Below are 25648 nucleotides of genomic sequence, written 5' to 3' on the forward strand. Positions count from 1 at the left end.
CTTTTTTATATTTGGCAAGCGGACGTGTCAAGTTCTCGGTAGAAATAAACTTAATATCGTAGAAATAGTATTATATTTTGTTGGCGCGCTGAATCCTCGTCCTAATTTAATCCTACTACAATAAAGGCGTAGACGATCATCGGGGTAACATGGCACGGATCGTTTTATGTTCAATGCAACTACATAAAGTACAGGGAGGAAGGAAAGCAATGAGGACAATGCCAAGGATTCAAAAGTCGTTCATCATTTTCTTGATTGTGCTGTTGGCGCTGCCAGGCGTGCTCAGCTCGGATGCAAAGACGGCTGAAGCAGCGGGGGCAAGCACGGCATCTGTGGAAGTTTCGATTGACAATCCAGGGTTCGAAAGCGGCGACCTTACGGGCTGGACAGTAACCGGTGCCACTTACGCGGCTTTGGTAAAAAACAGTTCCGGTGATGCCCATATCGGAAACCATGCTTTTAATTACTGGTATGACGCTCACGGGTATGAGCTCCGTTTGTCGCAAACGATCGGCGGGCTGAAGGACGGAACCTATGAACTGAGGGCGTGGGCTTCGGGAGAAAATGGAGCCGCGGATTTGCGTCTGTTCGCCGAAACCAAAGACGCTGGCGGCAACCCCTCTGTCCAAAGTACGGCTATCGTCAATTCCGGCTGGAACAATTGGACTCAGTACATCGTTCAGAATATCGAGGTTGCCGGAGGGGAAATAACCTTCGGTTTTGATGTTGCCGCTCCGGCTGACTATTGGGGATATTTTGACAATATCAAACTGGTAAAGGTGGTGCAGGGCCAGCCGTTTGACCCGAATGAATTCATTACAGGCGTGGATATTTCTACGCTGCAGGCGTTAGAGGATATCGGGGTCAAATATTATGAAGGCGGAGTAGAGAAGGATCTGCTGGAGATTTTGAAAAATCATGGTGTCAACTACGGCGAACCGTACCAATGCCGGTGACTAGACAGGAGATGGCCGTAATGCTGACGAAGGCCTATGCGCTCCGGGGAGGAGTCATGGGCACGCCGGAAGCTGCGGAAAGCTTTGCAGATGCAGTTCAAATCGCCGATTGGGCACAAGCTTCCGTAAATGCGGCTCATGCTCTAGGACTGATTCAAGGCAGAGGCCAAGGAGAGTTTGCTCCGGCAGCCTCTTATTCCTTCGGATCATCTTGGGGAAGCCGCATCCTAGCCCCAGGTCTGGGATTAACTCCGGTCTTCAGCCTGTGGAGCCAAATAAATTAATGGTTACAATTAAGAGAGTACCTATGAGGGAATTTCTTCACTTACATAACGGGTATACACAATGTAACTTAAGCAAAGTGCAGAAGGAGAACAATAGGAGGCAGGAGCGGATTATGAGTCGTATCAGAAATAAACACAGAAGCCGGCTGAATTCCATTACGATGACGGCGGCGGCAGTAACGCTGGCCATGCTGGCTGGTTGCGGTATTCAAGATAAATCCGATGAAGTGATTGTCCAGGCCGCAAGTTCGTTGGAGCAATCGGTCATCCATGCTGCGGATAAGTGGGGGCAAAGGAGCAAGGAGGCAGGCTTGTTCCGGGAAATCTCTACGTACCAGCAGGTGGGCAAGGCGACAAGGCTTAGTCTCGACCATACGGTCGGCAATATGAAAGTCAGCGCTTATGACGGGGAGGAAATCCGCGTTCATGCCGTGGTATGGTTTGGGAAATCGACTCACCAGGAGAGCAGGCAGCGCATATTGAAGCAAGCGGAGGTATCCGTGATTGAGAAGGGCGGCAATTGAGGATCGTGACGCATCCGAAGGATGATCCTGACTCGAGTCTATGGAAATGGGCGGAAAAGAAATATGGGTTCTCTGATTTCATGATCGATTACGAGATAGAGGTGCCGGCAGCTTTAGAGAGCTATGATATCCGGCTTGATGTTGGCAATGTTGAGCTCCATGACCTGAAAGGAAGCTACAGCATCCGCAGTGAAGTCGGGCAGGTTAAATTGGATAATGTCCGCATTTCGGGACAGTCTTCCGTAGCAACGTCTACGGGCAGCGTTGACGTGCGCATAGCCGAATTGAGCGGCCAAGGCCAGCTTCATGTCCAGACGGAGATCGGAAATATCCATGCAGCCCTGGACAATGCTGTGCAATGCACGCTTGTGATTAAGAACGACATGGGGAAAATTACCGGAGCTGCAGAAGGAACGAGCCAGATCAATGGCGGTGGTGGACAAATCCTGCTGCAAACACAAGTTGGCTCAATTACGGTGGAGTAATTTTAGCCCTAAGATAGCTAAACAGGCCATCCTCTATAGAGGATGGCCTGCTCGAAAAATGTATAAAATTTCAGTCCAGCTGGTTCGTCAAATCAAGAATGGGCTGTCATGGAACGCTTGCCAGCGGTGTGAAATCTCCCTAAAGGCTCTCCCATTTTGACCTTAGAGCCTGGGGCAAGCTCAGGAAGGGGCTCAAATGTATCGTTCTCGACCAGCAGGACGACGGTTGAGCCGAATTCGAAATAAGCCATATCGTCTCCCCGGTTCCAGTGCTTCGCTTCGGCATCCGTATATTTAATGCTGCTTACGTTCATGGCCCCGACTTTGACTACGGCAACTTCTCCGAGGTCGTGGGAGATATATGTGATTAGCCGTTCATTGCGGCTGAGTACCTTCCGCATATTTCTCATTCCAAAATCATTGACGGGATAGACCTTTCCTTTTATATGCTCGCTCTCCAGCTTGCTTCCCGTTATTGGGGCATGAATGCGGTGATAGTCGGTCGGACTAAGGTATAGCACGAAGAAAAAGCCATGATTATAGCTATGCGCGCGCGGGGAGTAATTAAGCAGTTCTTCCAAAGAGTAGTCCTGGCCCTTGACGTTAAGAATTGTTCCTGTTTGAATTTCTCCCATTGCAGTAATTAATGCATCGACGGGGCTGATCATCCCTTCCGGAAGGGAATGAATCGGGCGCATGTCCGGCTTGAGCCTGCGCGTGAAAAATTCGTTCAGCGTCCGGTATTCTTTAATGTCCTTTTCGGCTTCATCTAGCGGAATGCCATAGGATTTAGCGAAAGCAGGAATAAGAATCCGGCTTGCTTCCGAGTGTGAGAACCGGCCCATCAGCCGGGAGATCCATTTCCGGGAGGTAAGCTCCGTCATCCATTTCATCCATTTTGCGATCAAATTGGTTCCCCCTAATTCCTATGCTGAACAATGGTGCTGCCGTTTTCCACTTCCGACTATATTGACATATAATACAAATGAAATCAACAACGATGCTGTAATAATTAAATAATGCTTGCTACTGCGGCATCTCTTGTTGTATGGTTAAATCAATCGCATAGTGATACGGGAGCTTGAGAGGAATCAGGCTGAGATTGCAGTTTAATCCGCTGCTGACCGTTAATCTGATCTGGATAATGCCAGCGTAGATAATCCGTTGTTCAAGGTCTCTTCGTGCCTATGAACCTATACAGCCGCCTGAGCATATCCAGCGGTTTTTTTGTTTTGTTTAGCCATACTATTTCAAAGAGGCAAGAAGAAGGGGAGATGACGGTAATGCAAAATGCAGTACAAAGAAAAGGCGGTCGGGGGCTGAAGCTGAGCGATTTGCTCGTAACGATTTTCGTCTCAATCGTCCTGGGAGTAGTTTATTATTTTTGGAGCGCGGTTTATAATCTGTTCTCGTTTTTTCCGCAGGCGGATGAGCTCGTCTACGGCATGTGGTTCATGGCGTCGACGCTGGTATTTTTATTGATTCGCAAGCCTGGCGTAGCTCTAATCGCTGAAATTGCCGCCGCGCATGTATCGATATTGTTCGGCAGCGAGTGGGGCATACAGCTTGTCATGTACAGTGTGCTCCAAGGGCTGGGTGCCGAATTGGTATTCGCGGCATTCCGCTACAAGAACTATTCGGCATCGGTGGCGGCTTTGGCGGGTGTAGCCGCAGCGGTAGGTTCGCTGATCCCGGACATTTATTACGGATACATCCAGGATTATCCGACCTGGCTGCTGATTGCCAAATACGGCATGCGCGCCATCAGTTCTGCCCTGATTTGCGGATATCTGGCCTATGGAATCGTGAAGGCAGTAGAGGCTACGGGAGTAACCAATTTGCTGCGTCCTGTTGAGGATAAAGATTATGCGGCGCTGGACGATTAAGCGATGATGCCTATATTGACATCCGCCGCAGCAAGTGACCAGCAGAACCGGGCAGCGGCTATAGCAGCGGGCGTAACCGGGCTTCGGCTCAAGTTCCCCGGTGAGGAACGCTTCGTTTTTAAAGATCTTACGCTGCATGTACAGCAGGGGGAGAAGGTATTGCTGCTGGGCCCGAGCGGGAGCGGGAAATCTACCCTGCTGCAGGTGCTCTCAGGTATTATACCTTCGCTTGTCGAGGTGCCCATGCGCTGCGAAGAGCGGATACAGCCCCCATCCTGGGGATTCGTGTTTCAAGACCCGGATACCCAATTTTGTATGCCTTATGTGGATGAGGAGCTAGCCTTTGTTCTCGAAAATCTTGCCGTTCCGCAAAACGAGATGCAGGGACGAATGGGGGAGGTGCTCGAGGCGGTCGGCCTTCATATGCCGGAGCTGCATGTCCAAATCGACACATTGTCCCAGGGGATGAAGCAGCGGCTGGCTCTGGCCTCGGTGCTGCTCTCCAATCCCCAGGTGCTCTTTCTAGACGAGCCCTCCGCGCTGCTTGATCCGGAAGGCCGGGAACAGATTTGGGAGACAGTCAAGAAGATCTCCCCCGATCGAACGCTAATTATTGTCGAGCATCGGATTGAGGAAATTGCCGGTTTTGTCGACCGGGTCGTTCTCTTTGGTCCGGAAGGACAGCTGCTCGGACAGGGAACGCCGCAAGAGGTGTTCAGCACGTATCAATCCGAGCTGAAGGAGTTCGGTATTTGGTATCCCGGCGTATGGGAGCATTATTTCTTATCGCCGGAGGGAGAGGCGCTTCTTGAACCAGTTCCTCAGGATGCGCAGGCATCCTCTGGAACGACCTTGAAGCTGCTGGAGCTGTCCCGGTTCAAGGGCCTCAGGCACGGCAAACCGGTCATTAAGATCGAGCAGGCTTCCGTTTCCCCAGGCGACTTCATTGCGATTACCGGGCCAAACGGAGCGGGAAAGAGCTCGCTGCTGCTGAGCCTGATGGGACTGCTTCGCTCGGAAGGAACTTATTTACTAATTGGAGAGCCTTTGGATGACAGGGCGCCCGGCCGGAGCGCAAGGAAGGGCCGCTGGCGCAGGAACAAGCGAGATAAGCATGTAGAGCAGGCTGCATCCCATATCGGCTTTGTGTTCCAGAATCCAGAATTTCAATTCGTTGCTGAGCAGGTGGCAGAGGAAATCGCTTTTTCCTTGCGGCTGGAAGGATTAACGGAGAAGCTCGTAGCGGAGCGGGTCGACGATGCTATGTTGACCTTTGGCCTAGAGGGGCTGAATCACCGCCATCCTTATCAGCTCTCCCTTGGGCAAAAGCGGAGATTAAGCGTGGCTGGCGCTGCGGTGTTGAATAAACCCATTCTGCTGCTGGACGAACCAACCTTCGGCCAGGATGCCGTAAATACCTTTGCGATTCTGCAGGTTTGCGAGAAGCTGCGCCGACAGGGAACCTCGATTATCATGGTAACGCATGAAGAGAAGATTGCGGATATCATTGCAACCCATCGTTGGGAGGTCCGGGAAGGATCAGTCGTGTCCCAGCGGAGGACGGAGCGGGGAGAGCGGATAAGGCGCCTTGCACAGGAAGAGGGAAACCGATGAAACAATTTCTAACGCCTAGGCGAACAACCTGGCTGCACCGTGCTAATCCTGCCGCCAAGCTGGGGATGATCGTGCTGCTGTTTCTATTGACCTTATTTACGCATAGCTTGGATTTTATTGCTTATCAGGCCATAACTGTCTTTCTCGTTCTATTTCTGATGAGCGGGCATCCTCCATGGAAAATCATGCTGCTGCTTCTCCCTCTGCTGCTCGTATTTGTATCCTCCTCCATTACGATGATCCTCTTTGGCAAAGGGGATACGCTTTGGTGGAAATGGGGAATCATCCGCATATCAGAGGAAAGCTTCTATCGGGGAATTCATATCGGCTTCAAATCGGTTACTTTTGCCGCTGAGGGTTTGCTGTATGTACTAACGACCTCTTCGGTCGCCTTGTTTTATGCCCTGATGCAGAAAGTTAAGCTTGCACCGAAATACGCCTACAGCTTCATGGCCTCGGTCCGGCTGCTGCCGATGGTATGGGAGGAGTTCCTGATCCGGCGCAGCGCTCTGCAGATTCGCGGGGTACGGCATAGCCGCGGCGTCCGCGGCTGGATCGAGCAAGCCAAGCTGTATGCTGTGCCGCTGTTATCGCAAAGCATTCGCCGGGCTCACCGCGTAGCGGTAGCTATGGAATCCAAGTCGTTCCACAATAGCCGGCGCAGAACCTATTATTATACCTCTGAATTTACGTTATACGATCTGGGGCTGCTGCTTTTGCTGGCCTCCGCAGTCGCAGCGGCTTACAGTCTGGCGAATATACATCCTTTGTTTGGAATTTCGGATGTACGATACTGAATAGCACGAACCATAGAAGTCCAGATTCGCCTGTGCGAATTTGGACTTCTATTAGTTATGTCAGTCTTGAATTTTATCTCGGTCATATAAATATCTCGCGAAATCCATAGGCCGCTGATACGTATCTTTCCAAATGCCTGTCAATCCGGCCTTTCTGAAACCGTAACGCTGATCTCTGCCATTGCATTCGATGAAATAGAGCTGCCCTTTCTCAGTCAAGCCAATGTCGATCCCGATGTCTGCGAGCAGAGGGAGGCGTGAGGATAAATGCTTCGCTATGGTGAGCGATACATATTCTACATGGTAAAGGATATCCGGTACCGTTTTTGGGGGAAGACATTGCGCCAGCACTTCTACGGGATATGGCTGTCCCCCTTTGCCAAGGTTAGAGAGAAAGCTGTTCATGGGAGCGATCTTGACGAACATCCCAGTGATGCCCCATGTGCCGAAGGCGCCGCGCTGAACGGTAACGCGCAGGTCTAGCGGCCTGGCATCGTATTCAGCAAGCGGAATGCGCTGCTGTATGAGATAGGGGGTTTGGACGAACCTGCGATGAAGCCATGCCGGAACATTCTCTTTGGCGATTCTGTCCGTGATCCATCCTCTCTTTGTTTTGCCAGGGTACATTAACTTCCAGGTCGCATCGTCCCGCCGGATTCTCATAATTCCGTAGCCGACCGAACCGCGTACAGGCTTCAGCACAAGATCATCGTATTTCGCCATCATTCTTCGCAGAGAAGCGGGAGAAGCTTCTGCGGTTTCCGGAAGATATTCCGATAGACGAGGGTCCTCCTGCAAGATACGGTGGATGACGTTTTTTCCATAACGGTTGTTTACGTTAAAGATGCAAACCCCTTGCGATATAAGGGAGTTGATTTTACGGTGCGAGCCTGCATCCTTGTAGAGAGCACGGTTATGAATGACCCTCGGCGTAGGGATCGTCTTTTTGACATAATCGTAGCCATCCTGTACGTACGCAACACTTCTGTTTGATCCGGTATCGATATCCCCTAATCTCAGAAAGCAAGGAATGAATCCGTTTGCCCGCGCCGCCTCTTCATAATTAGCTATTGATTCCTGGCCGGTTTTACGCTGGGGAATTCCCCGGTACATGCTGGAGTTTAGCAGAATACCGACACGGTCTTGCCCCATGGATTTTCCTCCTTTTTGTTTACGTCTCTTACGAATAATTTATGTGTAATGTCCTAAAAAGCGTGGACGACTGTGCTGTAGCAACAGCCTGTTTTAGGGCGAAAAACAGGCTGCAGGATGCTTTCTGGGGTTATTAACCTTACCGGAGGAATATGCATATTTTGGAATGTGGGTGTAATTTTGCGGGGAGGAAGCGGATCGAATGAGCAGACTAAAAGTAGCGGTCATTACGCCAGGAACCTTTATGATTCCATCAGGACATAGCAGCTCCGTCGAACGGGTAATCGAGAAGGTGGCTTCATTGGCTGCAAGCGAACTGGATATTCGAATATTCGGCTTATCGGACGGTCAGATCCAAAGCCCGGGGAGCCCGGCATCTATCCCTTGCTTTCGCATGCCTGGCGGCAGGTTATATTTAACTTCGCTGCTGAGCCACTTGAGAAAGTGGCATCCTGACCGGATCGATGTTCATAATCGCCCATTGCTTGCTTATCAATTGAAGAGCAGGCTGCCGATGGCCAAGGTATTCCTGACCTTTCATTCAACAACTTATTTTTCTGCCTCCTATCAGTCGGCTGCAGGGATGCGCTGTTTATTGGATAAGGTGGATCGAATCATCGTGAACAGCGAATTTTTGCAGCAGGAGCTTCGTCGGCGTTTTCCAGCGCTTCAGACGCCGGTTTCCGTTAATCCACTGGGGGTAAGTCTCGAAGATTTCACGCCGCGATGGACCTCGCCCGGTGAATACTTAAGACAGGCCAGGCTTGCGGATTTGGGGTGGAGGCAACGTAAAATTATTCTGTTCATCGGCCGCTTGCTGCCTTCCAAGGGAGTTCATCATTTGCTGAAGGCTCTGCCTGCAATTTTGCAGCAAGAGAAGGATGCGATGCTCGTTATTGTAGGCGGCGCATATTACGGAATCAACCGGGAGAGTCAGTATGTCAGGCGACTGAAAAGAATGGCGGAGTCGCTTGGGGATAGAGTGGCGTTTCTTCCGTATGCACCTTATCCAAGCGTTGCCGATTGGTATAACTTGGCCGATCTTGTGGTCGTTCCGTCCGGGGAAGAAGAGGCCTTCGGTTTGGTCAACGTTGAGGCGATGGCTTCGGCGGTTCCTATCGTGGCCAGCCGGGCTGGAGGCATCCCCGAAGTCGTCATTGATGGAGAATCTGGCATGCTCCTTCCGCCGGCTTCGATACCCAAGGATCTGGCGAAGGGCATTGTTGCTATGCTTGGCAGCGAAGAGATGCGCAAGAAGATGGGGCGGGCAGGCCGGGAGCTGGCGCGCCGCAGGTTTCGTTGGCAGCATACTTCGGCCCGTTGGGTCCGCTTGATGAAAGGCCAGAAGGCAAGCAGGTAGCAGGCCAAACAAAAGACTATACTCGGACTCGCGGAATGATCCGCCCGAGTATAGTCTTTTGTCTTTTTCCGGACGGAAAAGGACTGTACGTTTGCCGTTGCAATGCCCCCCTGCAAACATACACTGTAAAAGGTAGTACAAAAAGCCCTATTCGTTCTCCGATGCAGAAGCAGCTGGGACAGGGAGGTGAATAACATGCTTAGGAAACGCAAGCTGGCACGCCGCTCAGCGCGGCAGATCCCATACTACAAACGGCCCAATTGGCGCGTGACAAATCATCCAAACCCAGCAGTGTCTATCATTGTTCCAGCGATGAACGAGAGAAGTACATTAAAGGGCGTTCTCTATGAAGCTCGCAGGGTTCATCCTCGCAGCGAAGTCATCGTCGTGGCTAACGGATCGACGGATGGAACAGAAACCTTGGCCAGGAGATGCGGCGCCCGCGTCATCGCGGCTGCGGAGCCGCTCGGACATGATGTTGGACGCCGTGTCGGCGCTGAGGCTGCAAGAGGACAAATATTATTATTTATTGACGCTGATATGGTTATTCCTGCTAGGGAGCTTCGGCCCTTCATTAAGGCGGTACACGAGGGAGTGGACGTGGCTTTGAACGATTACTCGGGGCTCATGGCAGGCCGGGAAGTTCATCCCGTCGTGTTGGCTAAATTTTCGCTGAATGCCATGCTGGGCCGATCCGATTTGAAAGGAGCTTCCCTGACGGCGGTTCCTCATGCCATGAGTCGCAAGGCGATCGAAGCCATTGGGTATAGCGCGCTGGAGGTGCCGCCGCTGGCCCTGGCAATTGCGGTGCTTCGAGGATGCAAAGTAAAAGCCGTGCACGCCATTCAAGTCGGCAGAATAAATCCGGTTAAATACAAAAACAGGAGAGCTGATCCGCTAATCAGCCTGATCGCTAGAGATCATTTGGAAGCCGTGCATCGACTCATTCTAGAACAAGGCCCGCGTGGGGGATATGGGGACCTCGGACGCAGGCGAGACAAGGTGAGGTGAGAGGCATGCAGAGAAGAAAATACGAAATGTTGATAAGCAGGCGGCGCTCTGCCGATCAATTTCAAGTCCGAAGACGCCCCAGCCATCAGCAGCGGAAAAGAGCTTCAAAACCGCAAATGAAATCCAGAATGAGATGGGAAGAGCTTGAGGAGAAGGCTTATTGTGCCGGTAATGCCGCGGCTGTATCGCAGATGGAAAACCCGCACTCGTATGAGCATATGCAGACTTCCTATAAGGAATGGTATGGGGAAAAATGCAATAAAACACTGCCTTGGCGAAGCGTGCTGGCCATTTCGAATGCTTACCGCCGCGGGTACAACAGGATTGCAAAGCAGACGGTACATGGAATTCCGTTGCCGCTGTATGGGAAGGCGTCAGCGGTTGTTTCTGCCTGCAATGAGGGGAGCACGATTGCAGCCGTTATAGCTGAATTGCTTCGGCTGCCCATTCAGGAAATTATCGTCGTACTGAACGGGTGCAAGGATGGCAGCTTTCGTTCAATCGAAAGCAATGAGCGAGTAACGGTAGTAAGCTACCCTGAGAGGCTGGGGCATGATGTGGCCCGCGCTATAGGAGCCTCGCTTGCTAGCGGCGATACCGTGTTGTTCGCGGACGGCGACATTGTCCTTGCTGCTGAGGACTTTGCTCCATTTCTAGTGGAAGCCGAAAATGGGATTGATGTGGTTCTGAATGACATTTCCCCCTACTTGCCGCCATTCTCCAAACAGGATGCTGTGACCCACAGCAAGATGTTTCTTAACTATATGCTGGGGCGCCCCGATTTGAAGGCAAATTCCTTGACCGCTGTTCCCCATGCTTTGTCCCGGCGGGCCCTGGCTTCTCTTGGAACCACAGCGCTAATCGTGCCGCCGAAGGCACAGGCGCTGGCGATCGCGCAGGGATTGAAGATCCGGGCTCCACGCCCGGTGGATGTGGTGAGAAACAACCGGCTGCGCAGCGGAAATGTCGGCAACGGAAATGAAGTATCCCGGCTGATCCTTGGCGATCATATCGAAGCGTTTGAAGCAGTAATGCGCCTGCAGGGGCGCAGACTGAATATGACAAGGCTGCCGCGCAGCGAGCTGGCTAGAAAGAGGAATGGCAGATGAGCGAGGAGAAGCTGACCAGCATCATTATCCCGACTCATAACGGATTGCCTTTGCTGGCCTCCTGCATCGAATCGATCCGCCGGCATACCGAAGTTCCGTATGAAATTATCGTCGTCGACAACGGATCTACGGATGGGACGAAGGAATATTGCATTCAAGAAGGTCTTACATTTATAGCGCTGCCTACAAACGAAGGATTTCCGGCCGCATGCAATAGAGGGCTAGCCATCGCTTCCGGCGACCAACTGCTGCTTCTGAATAACGATGTCATCGTCACGCCGCAATGGCTGTCCAACATGCTTCTTGCGCTTTACAGTGCGGAAGACGTAGGAATCGTGGGGCCGGTTACGAACTATGCGAGCGGACGCCAGCAAGTGGATGTTGTATGGGATACACAGGAAGAGTTCATGCAAATCGCATGCAGGCATAACCGCTCAAATCCGGCCAAGTGGCTCGAAGCCCAGCGTATTGTCGGCCTGTGCTTCTTATTCAAACGAAAGTTGTGGGAAATCGTCGGACCGTTCGATGAGCGATTCTCGCCAGGGCATTACGAGGATGATGATTACTGCTACCGTGCCCGTCAGCATGGCTTTCGGCTGATTATCAGCGGGGATACACTCGTATATCATATTGGAAGCGCCAGCTTTGCGTCAGCAAATCCAGGCGGCTGGAACGACTTGATCGAGAGCAATCGTCAGAAATTTATCGATAAGTGGGGGATCGACCCATGGATATACCTTTGACAAAAACGGCTTTGGGGAGGGAAGCAGATGAAAGGTGTCATTTTGGCGGGGGGAACGGGAACCCGTCTTCACCCGTTGACTCGAATCGTAAATAAACATCTTCTTCCGGTCGGGAGCTATCCGATGATTAGCTATGGCATTGAACGGTTCCGGCAAGCAGGGATCAAGGATATTCTTCTTGTGATCGGCAAGCAATCAGCAGGACTGTATACCAATTATTTGGGTAGCGGGGAGAGCCTGGGGGTAAACCTGACATATCGCATACAGGAAACCGCTGGCGGCATTGCCGAGGCCCTAAATTTGGCTCATAGTTTTATTGGGCCCGGAGAGAAATTCGTTGTGCTCTTGGCGGATAATTTATTTTTGGATGATTTGACGCCTTACGTACAGAGTTTTGTGAAGCAGGGCTACGGAAGTGCGAGAGTGCTGCTTAAACCGGTTGATGATCCCAGGAGGTATGGGGTTCCGGTGTTTGACCAGTCACGTCCCGAATTAATTTCTTACATTGAAGAGAAGCCGGCGAAACCGAAATCCAACTATTCCGTGACGGGAATCTACATGTATGATGATGTGGTCTTTGATCGAATTCATGCAATCAGCCGTTCTGCCCGGGGCGAGCTGGAAATTACCGATGTGAACAATTTATACGCTAGAGATGGGAAGCTGGAATACGATATTCTCCAATTATGGTGGGGAGATGCAGGAACGTTCGAATCATTGCTGGAGGCTGGGGTGCGAATGAGGGGGGTGCTTCCTTAAACAATCACCATAATGAGTGAGAGGAGGAAGCATATTTTGGATAGAATGCACAGCAGACGGGCAAGGCGCCGAAGGCGTAATTGGAACAGGGCAAGACGCCGCACAAGGACGGGGAAGCGAACGCCGTCACGGAACCGGTCGAGCATAGCAAATGGACGGCTTCCCGTGGAATCCTCTTTTGCGCCTTCGTCCGATCCTCTCGAAGAGGATATAGCTATATCAGGGAAGGCCGCAGGCTGCAGCTATGACGAAGGTTACCGGCAAGGTTATTATGAGGGTGGTGAAGCCAAGGTTGAACGTCAGCTCCCTCCTTACACCTTGCTGCCGGATCTTACTATAGATGACGTAATTGCCTTGGGGATTCAGCAAGTAACAGCGTCGCTCGTTCCAGTCATGTCTCCCACGGCAGTATGTGCGGCAGTCATTCGTGCTCTGGAACAGCGGCAGCCGTTATCAGTCATACGTCTCGGCGACGGGGAAGTCCTCACCTTGGCACATGATATGATCATTTCCGTGGAAGAGGCCAAGCTTTTGGGGCCATTCCTTCCCTACGCGGGAGTAACACTTCCTGATACGGCTGCCCGCCGCTCATTGGCGGAATCCATCCGCCAAGCGAATATCGTTGGAATTCCCGTCTCTCGTCATCCTTCGTTCCAAGGTTTGTTATTTCCGGCCTTGAATCAGCACGGCATATCCCACCGTATGCTGAGAATGACTTCCTCTACGGTGAACTATGCCTTGCATGAACAAGGATTGCTATCTCGAATGCTTTCCGGGCGGCAGCTGCTTCTTATCGGAAATAAGGCGGCCGGATTAGCGGACGTGCTAGGCAGCCACGGTTTGGAAGTTACCGGAATCATCACTCCGGTTAAGGGAGTGCATGACGTGCAGCGGATTATAGAACAAGCCGCTTCGATTGAATTTGATCTTGCCTTGGTAGCAGCCGGGGTAGCCGCTGTTATGATTTGCACGGCCATCGCTCAAGAATTAGGCAAGGTGTCATTTGACATAGGGCATTTAGCAGATCGGCTGGTGAGCGGGGGGACCTTTTTGCTGCCGGGAGTGGAGGTGAACGGATGAGCCGAGGAAGGTATCTGCCTCTGCGCCGGGCTGTGCAGAAGGAACGGGCAGAGGCGATTAGCCGCTCAAAGCGGAAATCTGCTGTGGAGTATCGGGCCGGATTTCAGGCCGGTTACCGGCTTGGGGTAGAGGAGGGGCAGCGCACTTTTGCCATTCCTTTTGAAGGCACGAGCATTGTTATTCCTACTTATAATCAAAAAGAACTGCTTCTGCAGTGCATAGACAGTATCGAAGCTCATACAGAGCAGCCCTATGAAATTATCGTCGTTGACGATGGCTCTTCAGATGGAACAACTGAGGCGCTGCAGAGGCGAAGGGGCGCGATTCGCGTCGGCAGCCATCGCAAGAACTTAGGATTTGCTAGCGCTGTAAATACTGGATTGATGATGGCCAAGGGGCAAAAGATCGTGCTGTTAAATAACGATGTTATCGTGTCTGAACGCTGGCTTAAGCAAATGCTCGCCGTACTGGAGAGCAATCCGAATGCGGCGATCGGTCCGGTTACGAATTATATCGGCGGCGAGCAGCAGATAGATACTGATTATGTCAGCCGATCGGAAATGGAATCTTTCGCGGCGAATTACAATGTGGCGGACAGATCCAAATGGCGGGAGACCGATCGGCTTGTAGGCTTTTGTGTATTGTTTCGACGTGAGCTATTTGAAGAGGTTGGCTATTTCGATGAGGGATTTGAGATTGGCAACTTTGAGGATGATGACTGGATGCTGCGCCTGCGGCTGCAGGGCAAGCATTTAATTATTGCCGGGGATACATTCGTCCATCATATCGGAAGCGTGACCATGAAGGGGCTCGGCGAAGATCGATATTTAGTCGTGAATCACAGGAATGAGAGCCTCTTCCATGAAAAATGGGGAAAACCCTTTGAACTTCTTCAACGTTTGAATACCCAAAAGGGCAGGCTCTGCCATCGTAAATCCAGTGATTTTTTTCCGACGCATGTCTGGGTGGAAGGGGCTGGGAGGCTATTTTGGCTGGAGCACGGTGTTAAATACCCGTTCATTGATGTGCCGTCCGGTAACATGCCGAATAAGCCGACTAGGCTATCGGTCATTGATTTGGTACAAATTCCTACGGGAACCCGGTATTCAAGGGGGAAATCCGCTTATCAGGAAAAAGGATTTGTGCGGGAGGGGGCGGTAGTTCGGTGCGGGAACGGTTATTTATATCAAGTCGATCAAGGCCGCCTGCGAGAAATTGCTTCGGATTATGCTTGCGGCCAATGGGGTCTATCTATCGAGCCGGATCCTATTTCACCAGAGGAGTTGAGAAAGTTCGAGGAGGGCGTGCCGATCCTGCCGCCTCCCCGATTGAAGTCGGAGGATCTATAAACCCCCATTCATAGCAGTAACGGCGAGGGCCAGCCTCGCATATGCTGGAACAGATGAAGCCGGGACCGATGCACAATCAAACCTTGTACCCGGCATAATTGAGTAAAGTAGGGGGAATCCCGGTGGAACAGAAGATCACAGAACTCATCATTCATATGTCCCACTCGCATGCGCAAATCGCGCGAATCCTCGATGCGGAGAGGCAGGTTGCCGTGCGAATAGCGCAGATTATTCATGCTATTCCTGATGCTGAACCGGCTTTCGATGGAACCGACGGGTTGATTGAAAGCGCGGGGCGCATTAACAAGAGCGTTGTCTCCTATTTGAATTCAATTGCCGAGCTGCAGGATGCCATGGCGGAAAATTTGGAGCTCGTGGTCAAGGAGTTAAAAGATCAGGATGAAGAATAGGTTGCTAGAGTGGGGATGATATCATGAGCAGAGAACAGTCTTTTATGAATGTGTTGGATGCAGCAGCCAAGGTTCAATGGAATGTGGCTATGATTTTAGAGGCAAAGGCAGTAGAGGTTGAAAAAGCGCGGAATTGGATTATAAACCATGTGCATGGGGGGAGCTTCGAAAGCCACGAGAAGATGCTGTCGGAACCGCTCGATATTCATGAACAGCTGGTTGAAGTGATAGACGGGTTAACTAAGCTGCAGAACGGTTTTAACGGTAATTTGAAGGCTGTGCTCAAATCCGATGAGGATGAGTCGGGCTCTGCCGATGGCGGATTTGACGGATTATTCAGCGGTTCCTTTGATTTGGAGGACTCGGGTAAATGACAGCGGGTATCGGCTCTGTCGAGGCATCTAAGCTGCGGCTGATAGATTCGATTGCTAGGAGCCAAACAGCGATGGCGCGAATTTTGGACAGTCTGGCGGATGTGACGGATCATTCGGCTGAGACGGCCCGCCGTTTAGCTCATAATATCCAAGTTCTGGCCAGGTATCAGCAAGCCATTGCGCAAACGGTATGCGGTATTACACTGCATCAAGTAAACTATGGAACTCCTTCAATGCCTTGGATTATGGATTCTTGTTACCCGGCAAACATCGCAGCCCGAGGAGTACGGGAGGATTTAATCCATGTTAACGATCAAGACCCGGCGAAAGCGCCGTACGAAACTGGTTAGAAGAAGAACAGGTATAAGGGGCAAACACAAACGATTAGTTAGACGCAGACGCAGGCATCTTGTCCGGAAATCGGGCCACAGAATCAGGCGTGGGCGATCGCGGCGAAAAAAAACGGCCGTTCCGCCGGCCCGCGCTGTAACTTCCCCAGCAGGGATTCCAGTGCAAGAACTACCAGTTGCTTTGCCAGCGCCCTCGGTACATGATCCGGCCTTGTTTCAACAGGCCTATGATGAAGCCTACCAGGAGGGATTCAATTCGGGATTCTCTAAAGGCTTTGAAGATGGCCATAAATTATCTTATAAGAATAGAGTTTGACTGTAAGCGGGCTATTACTCCGGCACTACCGGGAAGGCCCGCTTTCTCGTGGCATTCGCCAATTTATGAGGGTTCCGGGTAGTCGTCCATGATGCACATGCCCTCCAAGCATATATTTATACAGACCTAGGAAATTTCAATATAGATAGGATGAATGCCTTGGAAAGCTTAAATAATCCGGATACTAGCAAAGCCTACCAGGATGGGTTTCTTGAGGGCTATAGGTTCGGCGGGTGCCAGGCTGTTCTGGAGCGAGTCTCTAAGCAAGAATCGCCTAGCAAAAGCAAATGCCGCGTTCTCTATGTTCCTCAAGGCTTCGAGGCGATCGATCGCGGGGTAGCGGAGGCGCTAAGCGAGCTGACGGAAGAGTCCGCCGTGGCCGCCCCTGGGTCCGCATTGGCTATGGCGGTCTCCTTCCGCCCTGACTTGGTCCTCGTAATGAATGGTCTCCATGTATTTCCTCCTGAGCATGAGGAGCAAATCCAGGCCATCCGCGGGCTGGGAATCCGTACGGCGATATGGTTTGTCGACGACCCCTATTTTACGGATGATACGGTTAGGATAGCTCTAGCCTATGATGAAGTATTTACGCATGAACTGGAATGCGTCGAGCTCTATCAGAGAATCGGCTGCCGGAGGGTTCATTATCTTCCGCTTGCGGCGAATCCGCAAATGTTTCGCCCGGTGCGTTCTTCACTGCAATATCATTACGATATCTGCTTTATCGGCAATGCTTTTTGGAACCGAGCAAAGCTATTTGATCAGATGGCTTCTTACCTGCAAGACAAAAAAGTGTTCATTGCGGGGCAGCATTGGGAGCGCCTGGCTAACTACGGCCTGTTGTCCAGGTTTATTAGCAACAAATGGATCGAGCCAGAAGAGACGGTGTCGTACTATAACGGGGCCAAAATCGTTATTAATCTTCATCGTCCTACGGAGCCCGGATCGGATAACCGGAATGGGCTGAATATTCCCGGGGGCTCAATTAATCCCAGAACCTATGAGATCGGCGGATGCGGAACATTGCAAATGACGGATTGCCGGAGCGATTTGACACTGCATTATAAACCAGGGCATGACATTGAGACTTTTGCTGATGCGGCTGAACTTCAAGCTAAAATCGATTATTATTTGAGCCACGATCATGAACGTATCCAAATGGCCTGGCGCGCCTTGTGGACGACTCGATCCAAGCATACGTTTCATCGGCGTATTACAAGTTTGCTTGCTGCATTGCAAATCAAGTAAGCAACTAGCGACGCGATAATCAAGAGGGAGTGACGATATGTTCGTTCATTCGGATTTACAATCAACGGCTATACGGGAAGGAGAAGCTCATGATTCAAGCAGGAGGGGAAGGGAGGCTGGGTTAAAGCATGGCTTCGAGGAGGGATATTTACGCGGGCGTGCAAAAACGATCGTGGAGGCAGCCCCTATTCATTTCCCGAAAAGAGCTTTAAAGGTTCTCTATGTATCCTCAGGCAAGGGCTTCCCTTATGCTCCCATCGATGAGGCTATTATTGCCACTCTCCAAACGCTGGCAGCAGAAGTGAGCGTGGCGGGGCCCAAGCAGCCGGTGTCGGAACTTGTGTCGAGCTCTTTGCCCGATTTGATGCTTGTACTGGATGGGATGGAGCTGCCTGTAGAACAAGTAGACGCGGTACGTGCTAAAGGGATTCGAACCGCTATTTGGCTGACGGATGATCCTTATTACACGGATATAACCATAAGAACTGCGCCTCATTATGATTATGTATTTACCCTGGAGCGCAATTGCCTGGATTTCTACCGTTCTGCAGGGTGCAACAATGTACATTATTTACCTTTTGCAGCTCATGTAGGCCATTACCGCCCCACGTTAACCCGTTCCCCTGTTCGGCGTGCAATCAGCTTTATCGGCTCGGCCTACTGGAATCGGATTGAATTTTTGCAGCCGATCATTGGCGGCCTCATGGAAAAGGGCTTAACGATTAATGGAATTTGGTGGGACCGGCTGCCTGAATATGCATCCTATCCAGACCGGATTGAAATTGGAAAATGGATGGGGCCTGGCGAAACGGCAGAAGTATATAGCGGCTCAAAAATCGTGCTGAATATGCATCGTTCTCCTTATGATACGACCGTGAATAACAATTCGGTCGGCCTTACGGCCGCATCTCCCAACCCCCGGACATTTGAAATCTCCGCCTGTGGAACATTGCAGCTTGCTGATGTGCGGGATGACTTGGCCAGCTTCTATATTCCAGGCCAGGAAATCGAGACCTTCAGCAATCCAAGCGAGCTGTACGACAAAGTTAATTTTTATTTGGATCATGAGACGGAGCGGCGTGAGATTGCGCTGCGCGCTTTGGAAAGAACGTATCGCGAGCATACGTATTCCCACCGACTTCATGAAATGCTCAGCCGGATATTTGGTTAGACGGTTTGTCATTACCGTACAGGGAGGTGAGGCTCTCCTTGCCCCTGAGAAGGAGAGGCCGTTATGTCAGAATTGAAGAAGCTGTTGTTGTTCTCGCATATTTGCAACAAGAGGAATATTACAGGAGCGGAGAAGCTGCTGCTCTTTCTGGCCACGAGATTATCGCCTTATTTCCAGTGCGTCATCGTTGTTCCCAAAGAAGGCCTGTTAACACGGCTAGCCGACAGATGCGGAATAAGAACGATTGTACAGAATATTCCGCTCCTATACGGAATGTGTTTGCCTCATGAAGGTTTAGCGCAGCAAGCCGACGATTTGCTGACGGGAGCAGCGTTTAAAGAAACTTCCCGGCTTCTAGCCGCAGAACGGCCGGATTATGTACTAGTTAATACCAGCACCCACGTGGTCCCGGCAATGGCAGCCAAATCCATGGGTATACCTGTTATTTGGCATATTACCGAAGTGATTGCCAGCAACGAGTATACGGGAACTTCTATTCGAAATATCGACCAGTACAGTGACTGGATTGTATGCATTTCGGAATCTGCAGCCGCTCCTTTAAGCGGTTGCTCTGCCGGGAAACTCAGTATCTTATTTCCTTCTTGGTCTTGGAGCGATTTTAACCCCCATATGTGGCCGCAGCTGCGCGAGCAGCAGAGACAGCAATGGAAAGTGAATTCTGATGATAGGGTGATTGGTTATATATCGTCCTATTTGATTCCTGAGAAAGGGCCGGATCATTTTATCGAAGCAGCCCTGATACTGGCAGGGCGATATGAGCAGAGCAAATTTGTGATTATCGGCGCTGAAGCGAACAACTCGTTCTATCTTAAGCTTCGGCAAAGGATCACCGAGTCCCCTTATGCGGAACGGTTCATATTTATCGATTATGTGTCAGATATCGAATCAGCATTCAGCGCGATGGATGTGGTTATTGTCCCCAGTATGAAGGAGGAAGGCTTCGGCCTAACGGCAATGGAGGCTATGATCATGGAAAAGCCGGTCATTGCTTATGCATCCGGAGGCCTGGAAGAAATATTACGATTTACAGGAAACCAGCCGTTTCTCGCTCCTGTCGGAGATTATTCCGAGCTTAGCGCAAGAGTATCCCGGTTCCTTGATGAGCCGGGTTTAATAGAATCCGTCGGCCGCAGCAACCGAATTCAGATTGAAGCCTGCTTCGGTCCTGAGGCTTATGAAGCTAATCTGCAGGCCATGTTGAACCACATTGGCGGCGGGACTTCTAGTGCGGTCCCTGTGGCAGATCCGCCTTCGCTCCGCCCCGTACGATCGAGTCCAAAGACTCGGCGCAGGGCTAAAAAGGCCAGGCTGTTGCCTTCTGCGCGAAAACGGCTGCAGAGCATAAAGAGCCGAAAGCTCGTCATGAACCCGAAGCGTCTAAAACAGGGGCGTAAGGGGAGCAAGGCTCGAGTGAAACCCGGAGCGCGGAGTATACGCTCCATCCGGCGGGTTAGCCCTATGCGAAGAAGAAGAAAAGATAAGAAGAGACTGTGAACAGGGAGATGAGAAAGTGAAGATAATGACGATCCTCGGAACGCGTCCGGAAATTATTCGCCTCAGCTTGATTATTCCTCTGCTGGATCGTTATGCCGATAAGCATATACTCGTGCATACCGGGCAAAACTTCAATACCAGTCTTAGTGATATTTTTTTCCAAGAGCTCGGTCTCAGACAGCCGGATTATATTCTTAATAACCGCAATACTACGCTAGGTCATCAACTGGCGGCCATGTTCTCGCAGATGGAATCGATATTAAGCGCGGAGCGGCCGGATCGGATCCTGCTTCTTGGTGACACGAACAGTGCGCTGTGCGCCATATTGGCTGAGCGGATGGGTATTCCCGTCGTCCATATGGAGGCAGGGAACCGCTGCTTTGATCTAGAGGTGCCTGAAGAGAAGAATCGCAAACTAATAGATACGATATCTACAATTAATATGCCTTATACCCCGCAAAGCAAGCAGCATCTCTTAGCGGAGGGGGTTCCGGGCAGGCGAATTATTTTGACGGGCAATCCGATTTATGAGGTCATGAAGCATTACGAGCCATTCATTGCCAACAGCGATATACTGGATCGGCTAAAGCTCAAGCACGGCCAGTATTTTCTAGTTACGACGCACCGTGCGGAGAATGTGGATCATCCCGGCCATTTGCAAGAGATCATGGAAGGATTGAACAAAGTAGCCGAGGCCTATGGCCAGCGTTTGATCTGCAGCATTCATCCCCGAACGAAGTCCCGGATCGACAGCGATCTGAAAATAAGAATGAATCCGTTAGTCGAGTTCCATGAGCCCTTCGGCTTTTTCGATTTCGTGAAGTTGGAGAGGCATGCCCGCTGCGCTTTAACGGATAGCGGTACCGTACAGGAAGAGTGCTGCATCATGCAAGTGCCCACGGTTACGATTCGCAGAACAACAGAAAGACCCGAAACCGTAGATTGCGGCAGCAACGTCGTATCCGGACTCGATTCACAGAGAATCGCGGCTGCAGTGGAGCTGATGATTGGTCTGGATCGGTCCTGGTCTTGTCCCGAAGGATACTTGGAAGAACGAGTCTCGCAAAAAGTTGTTAAATTCGTGTTGGGGGGGAAGGTGAATGTTCACTAATCAAGTCATTCTCGTGACCGGGGGAACCGGGTCGTGGGGGTATGAGCTGGTTAAGCAGCTATTACTTCAGCAGCCGAAGGAAATCATCGTATTTTCACGTAACGAGTCTACCCAGGTTGCTATGAGCCGGGCATTTGAGGATCCGCGACTCACGTTCCGTATCGGCGATATTCGTGATAAAGAAGCCCTTATGGATGCGTGCAAGAATGTGGATATCGTATATCATTTGGCTGCATTGAAGCATGTTCCCGTCTGTGAAGATCAACCTTATGAGGCTTTGAAGACGAATGTTGTCGGCACACAGAATGTCATTGAGACAGCAATGGAGAACAAAGTAAAAAAGGTAATCTATATTTCAACGGATAAGGCGGCGAATCCTTCTAATTTCTACGGCATGACCAAGGCGATCGGGGAGAAGCTGATCGTGTATGCCAACTTGCTGCAAAGCGATACGAAGTTCGTCTGTGTGCGCGGTGGAAATGTACTTGGCACCAATGGCAGTGTAGTTCATTTATTTAAAAGCCAGATTGCCAATAAAAATCATGTACGCATTACAGATTTGAAAATGACGCGTTTCTTTTTCACACTTCCGGACGCCATAAGCTTGCTATTCAAGGCTTCTATCGAAAGTATCGGCGGAGAAATCTTCGTTATGTCTATGCCGACCTGCCGCATTGTTGACTTAGCAGAGGTGCTGATTGAGGCGTCGGGCAAGGAAAATGTGGAGATTATCGAGTCTGGGATCCGCCCTGGCGAGAAAATACACGAGATTCTGATGAGTGAATACGAGAGCATGACTACCATAGTGTACGATCGAGAATACTTGGTTATTCTCCCCAATCTGGATATTCCAGAATTAAAGGAGCGATACAGCCAGTACCCTCTTGTTCCGTTTGAGAGCTTCAGCTCGGAGCACAATTTAATGGATAAAGACGAAATCCGGAATTTATTGATTCGCGGAGGATTCATATCATGAAAATACTCATTATCGGCGGTAACGGAATGGCAGGTCATGTATTGGTTCGTTATTTCCAGCGGCAGGGGAAGCATCGCGTATTTTATACGACCCGGGACACGAGCGACCCCGGGTCGCTCATTCTTGATGTGGATGACATTTCAGCAGTAGAACGGGCCGTTCAGCTCGTCAGGCCGGATGTCATCATTAATGCGGTAGGTGTGCTCAACCATTTCGCGGCCCAGAATACAATAGCAGCTTACCATATTAACGGATTTCTCCCGCACCGTCTCCGGCGGGCAGCAGACGCGCTGTCTGCCCGGTTAATCCACATTAGTACGGACTGCGTATTCCTTGGCAGTAAAGGGAAGTACACGGAAAATGATCTGACTGACGGTACATCCACCTATGCAGTCACGAAGGCGCTAGGTGAGGTTCGGGATGAGGGGCATCTTACGATTCGGACATCGATTATCGGTCCCGAAATACGCGATCAGGGTATTGGCTTGCTGCAGTGGTTCTTAGGCCAACAAGGAACAGTAAACGGGTATCGTCGCGTTCTCTGGAACGGAGTGACAACAATTCAATTAGCGAAAGCCATCGATTCTGTGCTGGACTCCTCCTTATCCGGGCTCGTGCACCTTGCACATCCAGAAACCTTCAACAAGCATGATATGCTGAAGCTATTTCAGGAGATTTGGAATAAGCAGGATGTGAACATCGTTCCTGTGGATGAGCCGGTCATTGATCGCACATTGGTATCGACTCGGAAGGATGTTCATTTTGCCCTTCCTTCTTTTCGCGGCATGATTGAGGAAATGGCTGACTGGATGGGAAGAAAATGAATAAGGGCACCGTACTAGTTACCGGAGCCGCCGGATTTACCGGACAGCATGCCTGCAAAAGACTGGCTGAAAAAGGCTATAGAGTGGCTGCGATTGTTCGATCCCATTCTTCCCTTAAAAAGCTGCCTCTCATAGATCATGTGGATTATCATGTGTGCGATTTGAAAGGGCAGGCAGATATATGCGAGCTTGTTCAACGCGTATCTCCCCATTATGTACTTCATCTTGCCGGCAAAAATTCTGTTCCTGAATCCTGGGCAAATCCCATCCTCTATATGGAGAGCAATATATTGGGGACAATACATTTGTTAAACGCCTTGAGGCAGCGGGAGAGAATTCCCATATTAATTGCTGGCTCGCGCCTGAAATTTGACCTGAGTTTCCCTGTGGAGCCAACTCATCCTTATGGACTAAGTAAATCGATCCAAGAAGTGATCTCCCTGGCATGGGGGGAACTGTTCCATCAACATGTTATATTGGCAGAGCCTTGCAATCTTGTCGGTCCCGGCCCATCTACCGGCATTTGCTCCCTGCTGGCGGGATATATTGCCGCTCTGGAACGAGGGGAGCCCAGACCGCGTTTCCGGCTGTCATCAGCCAGCGCAACAAGGGACTTTCTAGATGTCAGAGATGCGGTAGACGCCTATGAATTGCTTCTCCGCCGGGGAAAAGCGGGCACGGTGTATCCGGTATGTTCCGGAGTGGAGAGAAGACTTGGTGACGTGTGTCAGAGTTTCATTAATCTGGCTGAGACGGAATGTCCGCTCGAAGAAGATGTCCTTGAAGCAGCAGCAGAAGGTATGCCCGAAAGGGCTGCCCTTATACAGCCCGAGCTGCTGAACAGGATGGGGTGGAGTACGGCAATCCCCTGGGGAACCTCGGTAAGCGATATTTTGGAATATTATCGAAGGGAGGAAGCGGATGATTTATGAGTGCAAAGGTCAGCATTATCATTCCTTTCTATAACTGTCCTTATATAGAGCAGGCGGTATCAAGCGCTCTGGGTCAGACTTATTCCAATATTGAAATCATTGTGGTGGACGACGGCTCTACTTCCTATGCGGAGCTGCTCGCGCCTTACAGGCATCGTATTCATTATTTGGGCAAGCAAAACGGGGGCACGGCTACTGCACTAAACCATGGAATACGCCATGCTTCGGGAGACTATATCGCTTGGTTAAGCTCGGATGACATATTTTATCCCGAGAAGATCAGCATACAGCTTCATGAAATGCTGCGGCACAAAGCGGTCATTTCCCACACGAATTTCAATTATATCGATGAGAGTGGAACAGTGACCCAATTTGGGGCAGGCGCTTTGCCCATGACCCGCCGAGAACTGCTGGAGACATTGACCCGCGGTAATCCTATCAACGGCTGTACCGTGATGATCAAGCGCAGCTTGCTTAAGCGGGTAGGACTCTTCGATGAGAGACTCCCTTACACCCATGATTATGATTTATGGTGCCGAATTTTGTTGGCGGGATACTCATTTCACTATGTGAACCAGCCCTTAATTGCTTATCGCCGCCATCCCGGGATGGGAACGATCCGTCATGAATCTTCCATCGTACAAGAAATTGCTTCCGTACGCTCCAGATACAGAAAGCCTTTCCATCGCCTGATACACCGCCATCGGGATGTATGAGATAGATCGGGCTGCAATACTCATAGTTTATCGTTTAAAGGCTCGATTTAAGCATATGCCTTATGTTAACTGTCCAAGCGACGTCGAACGAACGAGCATATAGTATTGTAACTTTTAAATTTTCAGGAGGTGACTCGTTTTGGGAACTTTCTTGGATGCAAGAACATCCGTTAATTCAAATCGGCCGGGGTTTCCTGGAACTCCGCTGTCCTCATCGCCGGAGCTATTTGGCATCATAGGGCTGCAAACACAAAACGTCCCTAATCCGATCGTTATCCTGCATGGTTCCATAGGAATTCTCGGGGACATCGGTGATGTAGTAACGATTGAAATTGTACGCGGGGCGACGTACGCTCCCCAGAATGTCATCTATAGAATTGAAAATGTGGTCAGCGAATCTACAGATACCCAACTGACGAACTTTGTGGCTGCTGATATTAATGCGCCGGCTGCACCGGAAACCATATATAGCAGCTACGTTTCCGGCATCTCGACATCGGTTCGAAACGGCCCCGAATCATTCGTCGGCATGGCGTCAACCCCTTAATACTGTTCTTGTACGAAAGCTTGTCAGTTAAATCAGGCAGGCTTTCGAG

Annotated in this window: 28 protein-coding genes and 1 riboswitch; of the genes, 26 read left to right on the forward strand and 2 right to left on the reverse strand. The window is 50.7% G+C overall.

Annotated features, from left to right (window positions below):
- Positions 1 to 209 precede the first annotated feature (209 nt).
- The 4 genes from QNH46_RS06740 to QNH46_RS06755 all read left to right on the forward strand — a co-directional run bounded on the left by QNH46_RS06740 (position 210) and on the right by QNH46_RS06755 (position 2249).
- Positions 210 to 956 (forward strand): glycosyl hydrolase 53 family protein, encoded by a 747-nt coding sequence (locus tag QNH46_RS06740; RefSeq protein WP_283927433.1) that lies wholly within the window; start codon positions 210 to 212, stop codon positions 954 to 956.
- Between the two features lie 20 nt (positions 957 to 976).
- On the forward strand, positions 977 to 1240 hold the full coding sequence (locus QNH46_RS06745; RefSeq protein ID WP_283927434.1) for an S-layer homology domain-containing protein: 264 nt from the start codon (positions 977 to 979) through the stop codon (positions 1238 to 1240).
- A 113-nt stretch (positions 1241 to 1353) separates the two neighbouring features.
- On the forward strand, positions 1354 to 1764 hold the full coding sequence (locus QNH46_RS06750; protein WP_283927435.1) for a hypothetical protein: 411 nt from the start codon (positions 1354 to 1356) through the stop codon (positions 1762 to 1764).
- A gap of 5 nt (positions 1765 to 1769) precedes the next feature.
- Positions 1770 to 2249 (forward strand): DUF4097 family beta strand repeat-containing protein, encoded by a 480-nt coding sequence (locus QNH46_RS06755; RefSeq protein WP_283928367.1) that lies wholly within the window; start codon positions 1770 to 1772, stop codon positions 2247 to 2249.
- Positions 2250 to 2341: 92 nt separating this feature from the next.
- Here QNH46_RS06755 and asd read toward each other — a convergent pair whose 3' ends face one another.
- Complete coding sequence (gene asd, locus QNH46_RS06760; protein WP_283927436.1) at positions 2342 to 3157, reverse strand: archaetidylserine decarboxylase; 816 nt, start codon at positions 3155 to 3157, stop codon at positions 2342 to 2344.
- A gap of 155 nt (positions 3158 to 3312) precedes the next feature.
- Positions 3313 to 3425, forward strand: a riboswitch (TPP riboswitch).
- Positions 3426 to 3532: 107 nt separating this feature from the next.
- Between asd and QNH46_RS06765 the strand changes: the two genes are divergently transcribed.
- The 3 genes from QNH46_RS06765 to QNH46_RS06775 are packed head-to-tail and all read left to right on the forward strand — an operon-like array spanning position 3533 to position 6546.
- Entirely contained in the window at positions 3533 to 4135 is a 603-nt protein-coding gene (locus QNH46_RS06765) for an ECF transporter S component (RefSeq protein ID WP_283927437.1), read from the forward strand.
- Between the two features lie 3 nt (positions 4136 to 4138).
- Positions 4139 to 5749 carry an ABC transporter ATP-binding protein gene (locus QNH46_RS06770; RefSeq protein ID WP_283927438.1) on the forward strand — a complete coding sequence of 537 codons (1611 nt, stop codon included), beginning with the start codon at positions 4139 to 4141 and terminating at the stop codon, positions 5747 to 5749.
- A complete protein-coding gene (locus QNH46_RS06775; protein WP_283927439.1) occupies positions 5746 to 6546 on the forward strand; it encodes an energy-coupling factor transporter transmembrane component T family protein in 801 nt (266 codons plus the stop codon). The genes QNH46_RS06770 and QNH46_RS06775 overlap by 4 nt, the downstream gene beginning before the upstream one ends.
- Before the next feature lie 60 nt (positions 6547 to 6606).
- Here QNH46_RS06775 and QNH46_RS06780 read toward each other — a convergent pair whose 3' ends face one another.
- Positions 6607 to 7698 carry a YheC/YheD family endospore coat-associated protein gene (locus QNH46_RS06780; RefSeq protein ID WP_283927440.1) on the reverse strand — a complete coding sequence of 364 codons (1092 nt, stop codon included), beginning with the start codon at positions 7696 to 7698 and terminating at the stop codon, positions 6607 to 6609.
- Positions 7699 to 7900: 202 nt separating this feature from the next.
- On the opposite strand from QNH46_RS06780, the gene QNH46_RS06785 reads away from it, so the two are divergent.
- The 19 genes from QNH46_RS06785 to QNH46_RS06875 all read left to right on the forward strand — a co-directional run bounded on the left by QNH46_RS06785 (position 7901) and on the right by QNH46_RS06875 (position 25599).
- Positions 7901 to 9058 carry a glycosyltransferase family 4 protein gene (locus tag QNH46_RS06785; RefSeq protein WP_283927441.1) on the forward strand — a complete coding sequence of 386 codons (1158 nt, stop codon included), beginning with the start codon at positions 7901 to 7903 and terminating at the stop codon, positions 9056 to 9058.
- Between the two features lie 195 nt (positions 9059 to 9253).
- On the forward strand, positions 9254 to 10069 hold the full coding sequence (locus QNH46_RS06790; RefSeq protein ID WP_155609519.1) for a glycosyltransferase family 2 protein: 816 nt from the start codon (positions 9254 to 9256) through the stop codon (positions 10067 to 10069).
- Between the two features lie 116 nt (positions 10070 to 10185).
- Entirely contained in the window at positions 10186 to 11178 is a 993-nt protein-coding gene (locus QNH46_RS06795) for a glycosyltransferase family 2 protein (RefSeq protein ID WP_283927442.1), read from the forward strand.
- Complete coding sequence (locus QNH46_RS06800; RefSeq protein WP_283927443.1) at positions 11175 to 11921, forward strand: glycosyltransferase family 2 protein; 747 nt, start codon at positions 11175 to 11177, stop codon at positions 11919 to 11921. The genes QNH46_RS06795 and QNH46_RS06800 overlap by 4 nt, the downstream gene beginning before the upstream one ends.
- A gap of 27 nt (positions 11922 to 11948) precedes the next feature.
- Positions 11949 to 12680, forward strand: coding sequence for a sugar phosphate nucleotidyltransferase (locus QNH46_RS06805; RefSeq protein WP_283927444.1), 732 nt, complete (start codon positions 11949 to 11951; stop codon positions 12678 to 12680).
- 45 nt (positions 12681 to 12725) lie between these two features.
- Positions 12726 to 13760, forward strand: a complete 1035-nt coding sequence (locus QNH46_RS06810) for a GT-D fold domain-containing protein (RefSeq protein WP_283928368.1) — start codon at positions 12726 to 12728, stop codon at positions 13758 to 13760.
- The gene (locus tag QNH46_RS06815) at positions 13757 to 15109 is read left to right on the forward strand and encodes a glycosyltransferase family 2 protein (RefSeq protein WP_283927445.1); all 1353 of its coding nucleotides are present in this window, start codon (positions 13757 to 13759) and stop codon (positions 15107 to 15109) included. The genes QNH46_RS06810 and QNH46_RS06815 overlap by 4 nt, the downstream gene beginning before the upstream one ends.
- Before the next feature lie 98 nt (positions 15110 to 15207).
- Positions 15208 to 15519, forward strand: a complete 312-nt coding sequence (locus tag QNH46_RS06820) for a nucleoside-diphosphate sugar epimerase (protein ID WP_430691887.1) — start codon at positions 15208 to 15210, stop codon at positions 15517 to 15519.
- Positions 15520 to 15542: 23 nt separating this feature from the next.
- On the forward strand, positions 15543 to 15893 hold the full coding sequence (locus tag QNH46_RS06825; RefSeq protein WP_283927446.1) for an alpha-helical endospore appendage domain-containing protein: 351 nt from the start codon (positions 15543 to 15545) through the stop codon (positions 15891 to 15893).
- Entirely contained in the window at positions 15890 to 16243 is a 354-nt protein-coding gene (locus QNH46_RS06830; RefSeq protein ID WP_283927447.1) for a hypothetical protein, read from the forward strand. Before QNH46_RS06825 ends, QNH46_RS06830 begins: the two co-directional genes overlap by 4 nt.
- 466 nt (positions 16244 to 16709) lie before the next feature.
- Positions 16710 to 17807, forward strand: a complete 1098-nt coding sequence (locus tag QNH46_RS06835) for a CgeB family protein (protein ID WP_430691888.1) — start codon at positions 16710 to 16712, stop codon at positions 17805 to 17807.
- 37 nt (positions 17808 to 17844) lie between these two features.
- Positions 17845 to 18978, forward strand: coding sequence for a CgeB family protein (locus QNH46_RS06840; RefSeq protein WP_283927449.1), 1134 nt, complete (start codon positions 17845 to 17847; stop codon positions 18976 to 18978).
- A gap of 63 nt (positions 18979 to 19041) precedes the next feature.
- On the forward strand, positions 19042 to 20493 hold the full coding sequence (locus QNH46_RS06845; protein ID WP_283927450.1) for a glycosyltransferase family 4 protein: 1452 nt from the start codon (positions 19042 to 19044) through the stop codon (positions 20491 to 20493).
- Between the two features lie 16 nt (positions 20494 to 20509).
- A complete protein-coding gene (gene wecB, locus QNH46_RS06850; RefSeq protein WP_283927451.1) occupies positions 20510 to 21604 on the forward strand; it encodes a non-hydrolyzing UDP-N-acetylglucosamine 2-epimerase in 1095 nt (364 codons plus the stop codon).
- Complete coding sequence (locus QNH46_RS06855; protein ID WP_155609510.1) at positions 21594 to 22580, forward strand: polysaccharide biosynthesis protein; 987 nt, start codon at positions 21594 to 21596, stop codon at positions 22578 to 22580. Before wecB ends, QNH46_RS06855 begins: the two co-directional genes overlap by 11 nt.
- Positions 22577 to 23404, forward strand: a complete 828-nt coding sequence (locus QNH46_RS06860) for a dTDP-4-dehydrorhamnose reductase family protein (protein ID WP_283927452.1) — start codon at positions 22577 to 22579, stop codon at positions 23402 to 23404. The genes QNH46_RS06855 and QNH46_RS06860 overlap by 4 nt, the downstream gene beginning before the upstream one ends.
- A complete protein-coding gene (locus QNH46_RS06865; RefSeq protein ID WP_283927453.1) occupies positions 23401 to 24336 on the forward strand; it encodes an NAD-dependent epimerase/dehydratase family protein in 936 nt (311 codons plus the stop codon). Before QNH46_RS06860 ends, QNH46_RS06865 begins: the two co-directional genes overlap by 4 nt.
- A complete protein-coding gene (locus QNH46_RS06870; protein ID WP_283927454.1) occupies positions 24333 to 25052 on the forward strand; it encodes a glycosyltransferase in 720 nt (239 codons plus the stop codon). The genes QNH46_RS06865 and QNH46_RS06870 overlap by 4 nt, the downstream gene beginning before the upstream one ends.
- Positions 25053 to 25191: 139 nt before the next feature.
- Positions 25192 to 25599 carry a hypothetical protein gene (locus tag QNH46_RS06875; RefSeq protein WP_155609506.1) on the forward strand — a complete coding sequence of 136 codons (408 nt, stop codon included), beginning with the start codon at positions 25192 to 25194 and terminating at the stop codon, positions 25597 to 25599.
- Positions 25600 to 25648: the final 49 nt, after the last annotated feature.

Origin of the sequence: Paenibacillus woosongensis, from assembly GCF_030122845.1 — a bacterium.
GTDB classification, from domain to species: domain Bacteria; phylum Bacillota; class Bacilli; order Paenibacillales; family Paenibacillaceae; genus Fontibacillus; species Fontibacillus woosongensis_A.

What these genes read in the sequence shown, in the direction of transcription:
- QNH46_RS06785 (WP_283927441.1), top strand. Translation starts at nt 7,901, where the DNA reads ATGAGCAGACTAAAAGTAGCGGTCATTACGCCAGGAACCTTTATGATT.
- QNH46_RS06775 (WP_283927439.1), top strand. Translation starts at nt 5,746, where the DNA reads ATGAAACAATTTCTAACGCCTAGGCGAACAACCTGGCTGCACCGTGCT.
- QNH46_RS06795 (WP_283927442.1), top strand. Translation starts at nt 10,186, where the DNA reads ATGAAATCCAGAATGAGATGGGAAGAGCTTGAGGAGAAGGCTTATTGT.
- QNH46_RS06860 (WP_283927452.1), top strand. Translation starts at nt 22,577, where the DNA reads ATGAAAATACTCATTATCGGCGGTAACGGAATGGCAGGTCATGTATTG.
- QNH46_RS06870 (WP_283927454.1), top strand. Translation starts at nt 24,333, where the DNA reads ATGAGTGCAAAGGTCAGCATTATCATTCCTTTCTATAACTGTCCTTAT.
- QNH46_RS06815 (WP_283927445.1), top strand. Translation starts at nt 13,757, where the DNA reads ATGAGCCGAGGAAGGTATCTGCCTCTGCGCCGGGCTGTGCAGAAGGAA.
- QNH46_RS06865 (WP_283927453.1), top strand. Translation starts at nt 23,401, where the DNA reads ATGAATAAGGGCACCGTACTAGTTACCGGAGCCGCCGGATTTACCGGA.
- QNH46_RS06790 (WP_155609519.1), top strand. Translation starts at nt 9,254, where the DNA reads ATGCTTAGGAAACGCAAGCTGGCACGCCGCTCAGCGCGGCAGATCCCA.
- QNH46_RS06740 (WP_283927433.1), top strand. Translation starts at nt 210, where the DNA reads ATGAGGACAATGCCAAGGATTCAAAAGTCGTTCATCATTTTCTTGATT.
- QNH46_RS06770 (WP_283927438.1), top strand. Translation starts at nt 4,139, where the DNA reads ATGATGCCTATATTGACATCCGCCGCAGCAAGTGACCAGCAGAACCGG.
- QNH46_RS06845 (WP_283927450.1), top strand. Translation starts at nt 19,042, where the DNA reads ATGTCAGAATTGAAGAAGCTGTTGTTGTTCTCGCATATTTGCAACAAG.
- QNH46_RS06830 (WP_283927447.1), top strand. Translation starts at nt 15,890, where the DNA reads ATGACAGCGGGTATCGGCTCTGTCGAGGCATCTAAGCTGCGGCTGATA.
- QNH46_RS06825 (WP_283927446.1), top strand. Translation starts at nt 15,543, where the DNA reads ATGAGCAGAGAACAGTCTTTTATGAATGTGTTGGATGCAGCAGCCAAG.
- QNH46_RS06805 (WP_283927444.1), top strand. Translation starts at nt 11,949, where the DNA reads ATGAAAGGTGTCATTTTGGCGGGGGGAACGGGAACCCGTCTTCACCCG.
- QNH46_RS06840 (WP_283927449.1), top strand. Translation starts at nt 17,845, where the DNA reads ATGTTCGTTCATTCGGATTTACAATCAACGGCTATACGGGAAGGAGAA.
- QNH46_RS06810 (WP_283928368.1), top strand. Translation starts at nt 12,726, where the DNA reads ATGCACAGCAGACGGGCAAGGCGCCGAAGGCGTAATTGGAACAGGGCA.
- QNH46_RS06745 (WP_283927434.1), top strand. Translation starts at nt 977, where the DNA reads ATGCTGACGAAGGCCTATGCGCTCCGGGGAGGAGTCATGGGCACGCCG.
- QNH46_RS06780 (WP_283927440.1), bottom strand. Translation starts at nt 7,698, where the DNA reads ATGGGGCAAGACCGTGTCGGTATTCTGCTAAACTCCAGCATGTACCGG.
- QNH46_RS06750 (WP_283927435.1), top strand. Translation starts at nt 1,354, where the DNA reads ATGAGTCGTATCAGAAATAAACACAGAAGCCGGCTGAATTCCATTACG.
- QNH46_RS06835 (WP_430691888.1), top strand. Translation starts at nt 16,710, where the DNA reads ATGAATGCCTTGGAAAGCTTAAATAATCCGGATACTAGCAAAGCCTAC.
- QNH46_RS06765 (WP_283927437.1), top strand. Translation starts at nt 3,533, where the DNA reads ATGCAAAATGCAGTACAAAGAAAAGGCGGTCGGGGGCTGAAGCTGAGC.
- QNH46_RS06855 (WP_155609510.1), top strand. Translation starts at nt 21,594, where the DNA reads ATGTTCACTAATCAAGTCATTCTCGTGACCGGGGGAACCGGGTCGTGG.
- QNH46_RS06800 (WP_283927443.1), top strand. Translation starts at nt 11,175, where the DNA reads ATGAGCGAGGAGAAGCTGACCAGCATCATTATCCCGACTCATAACGGA.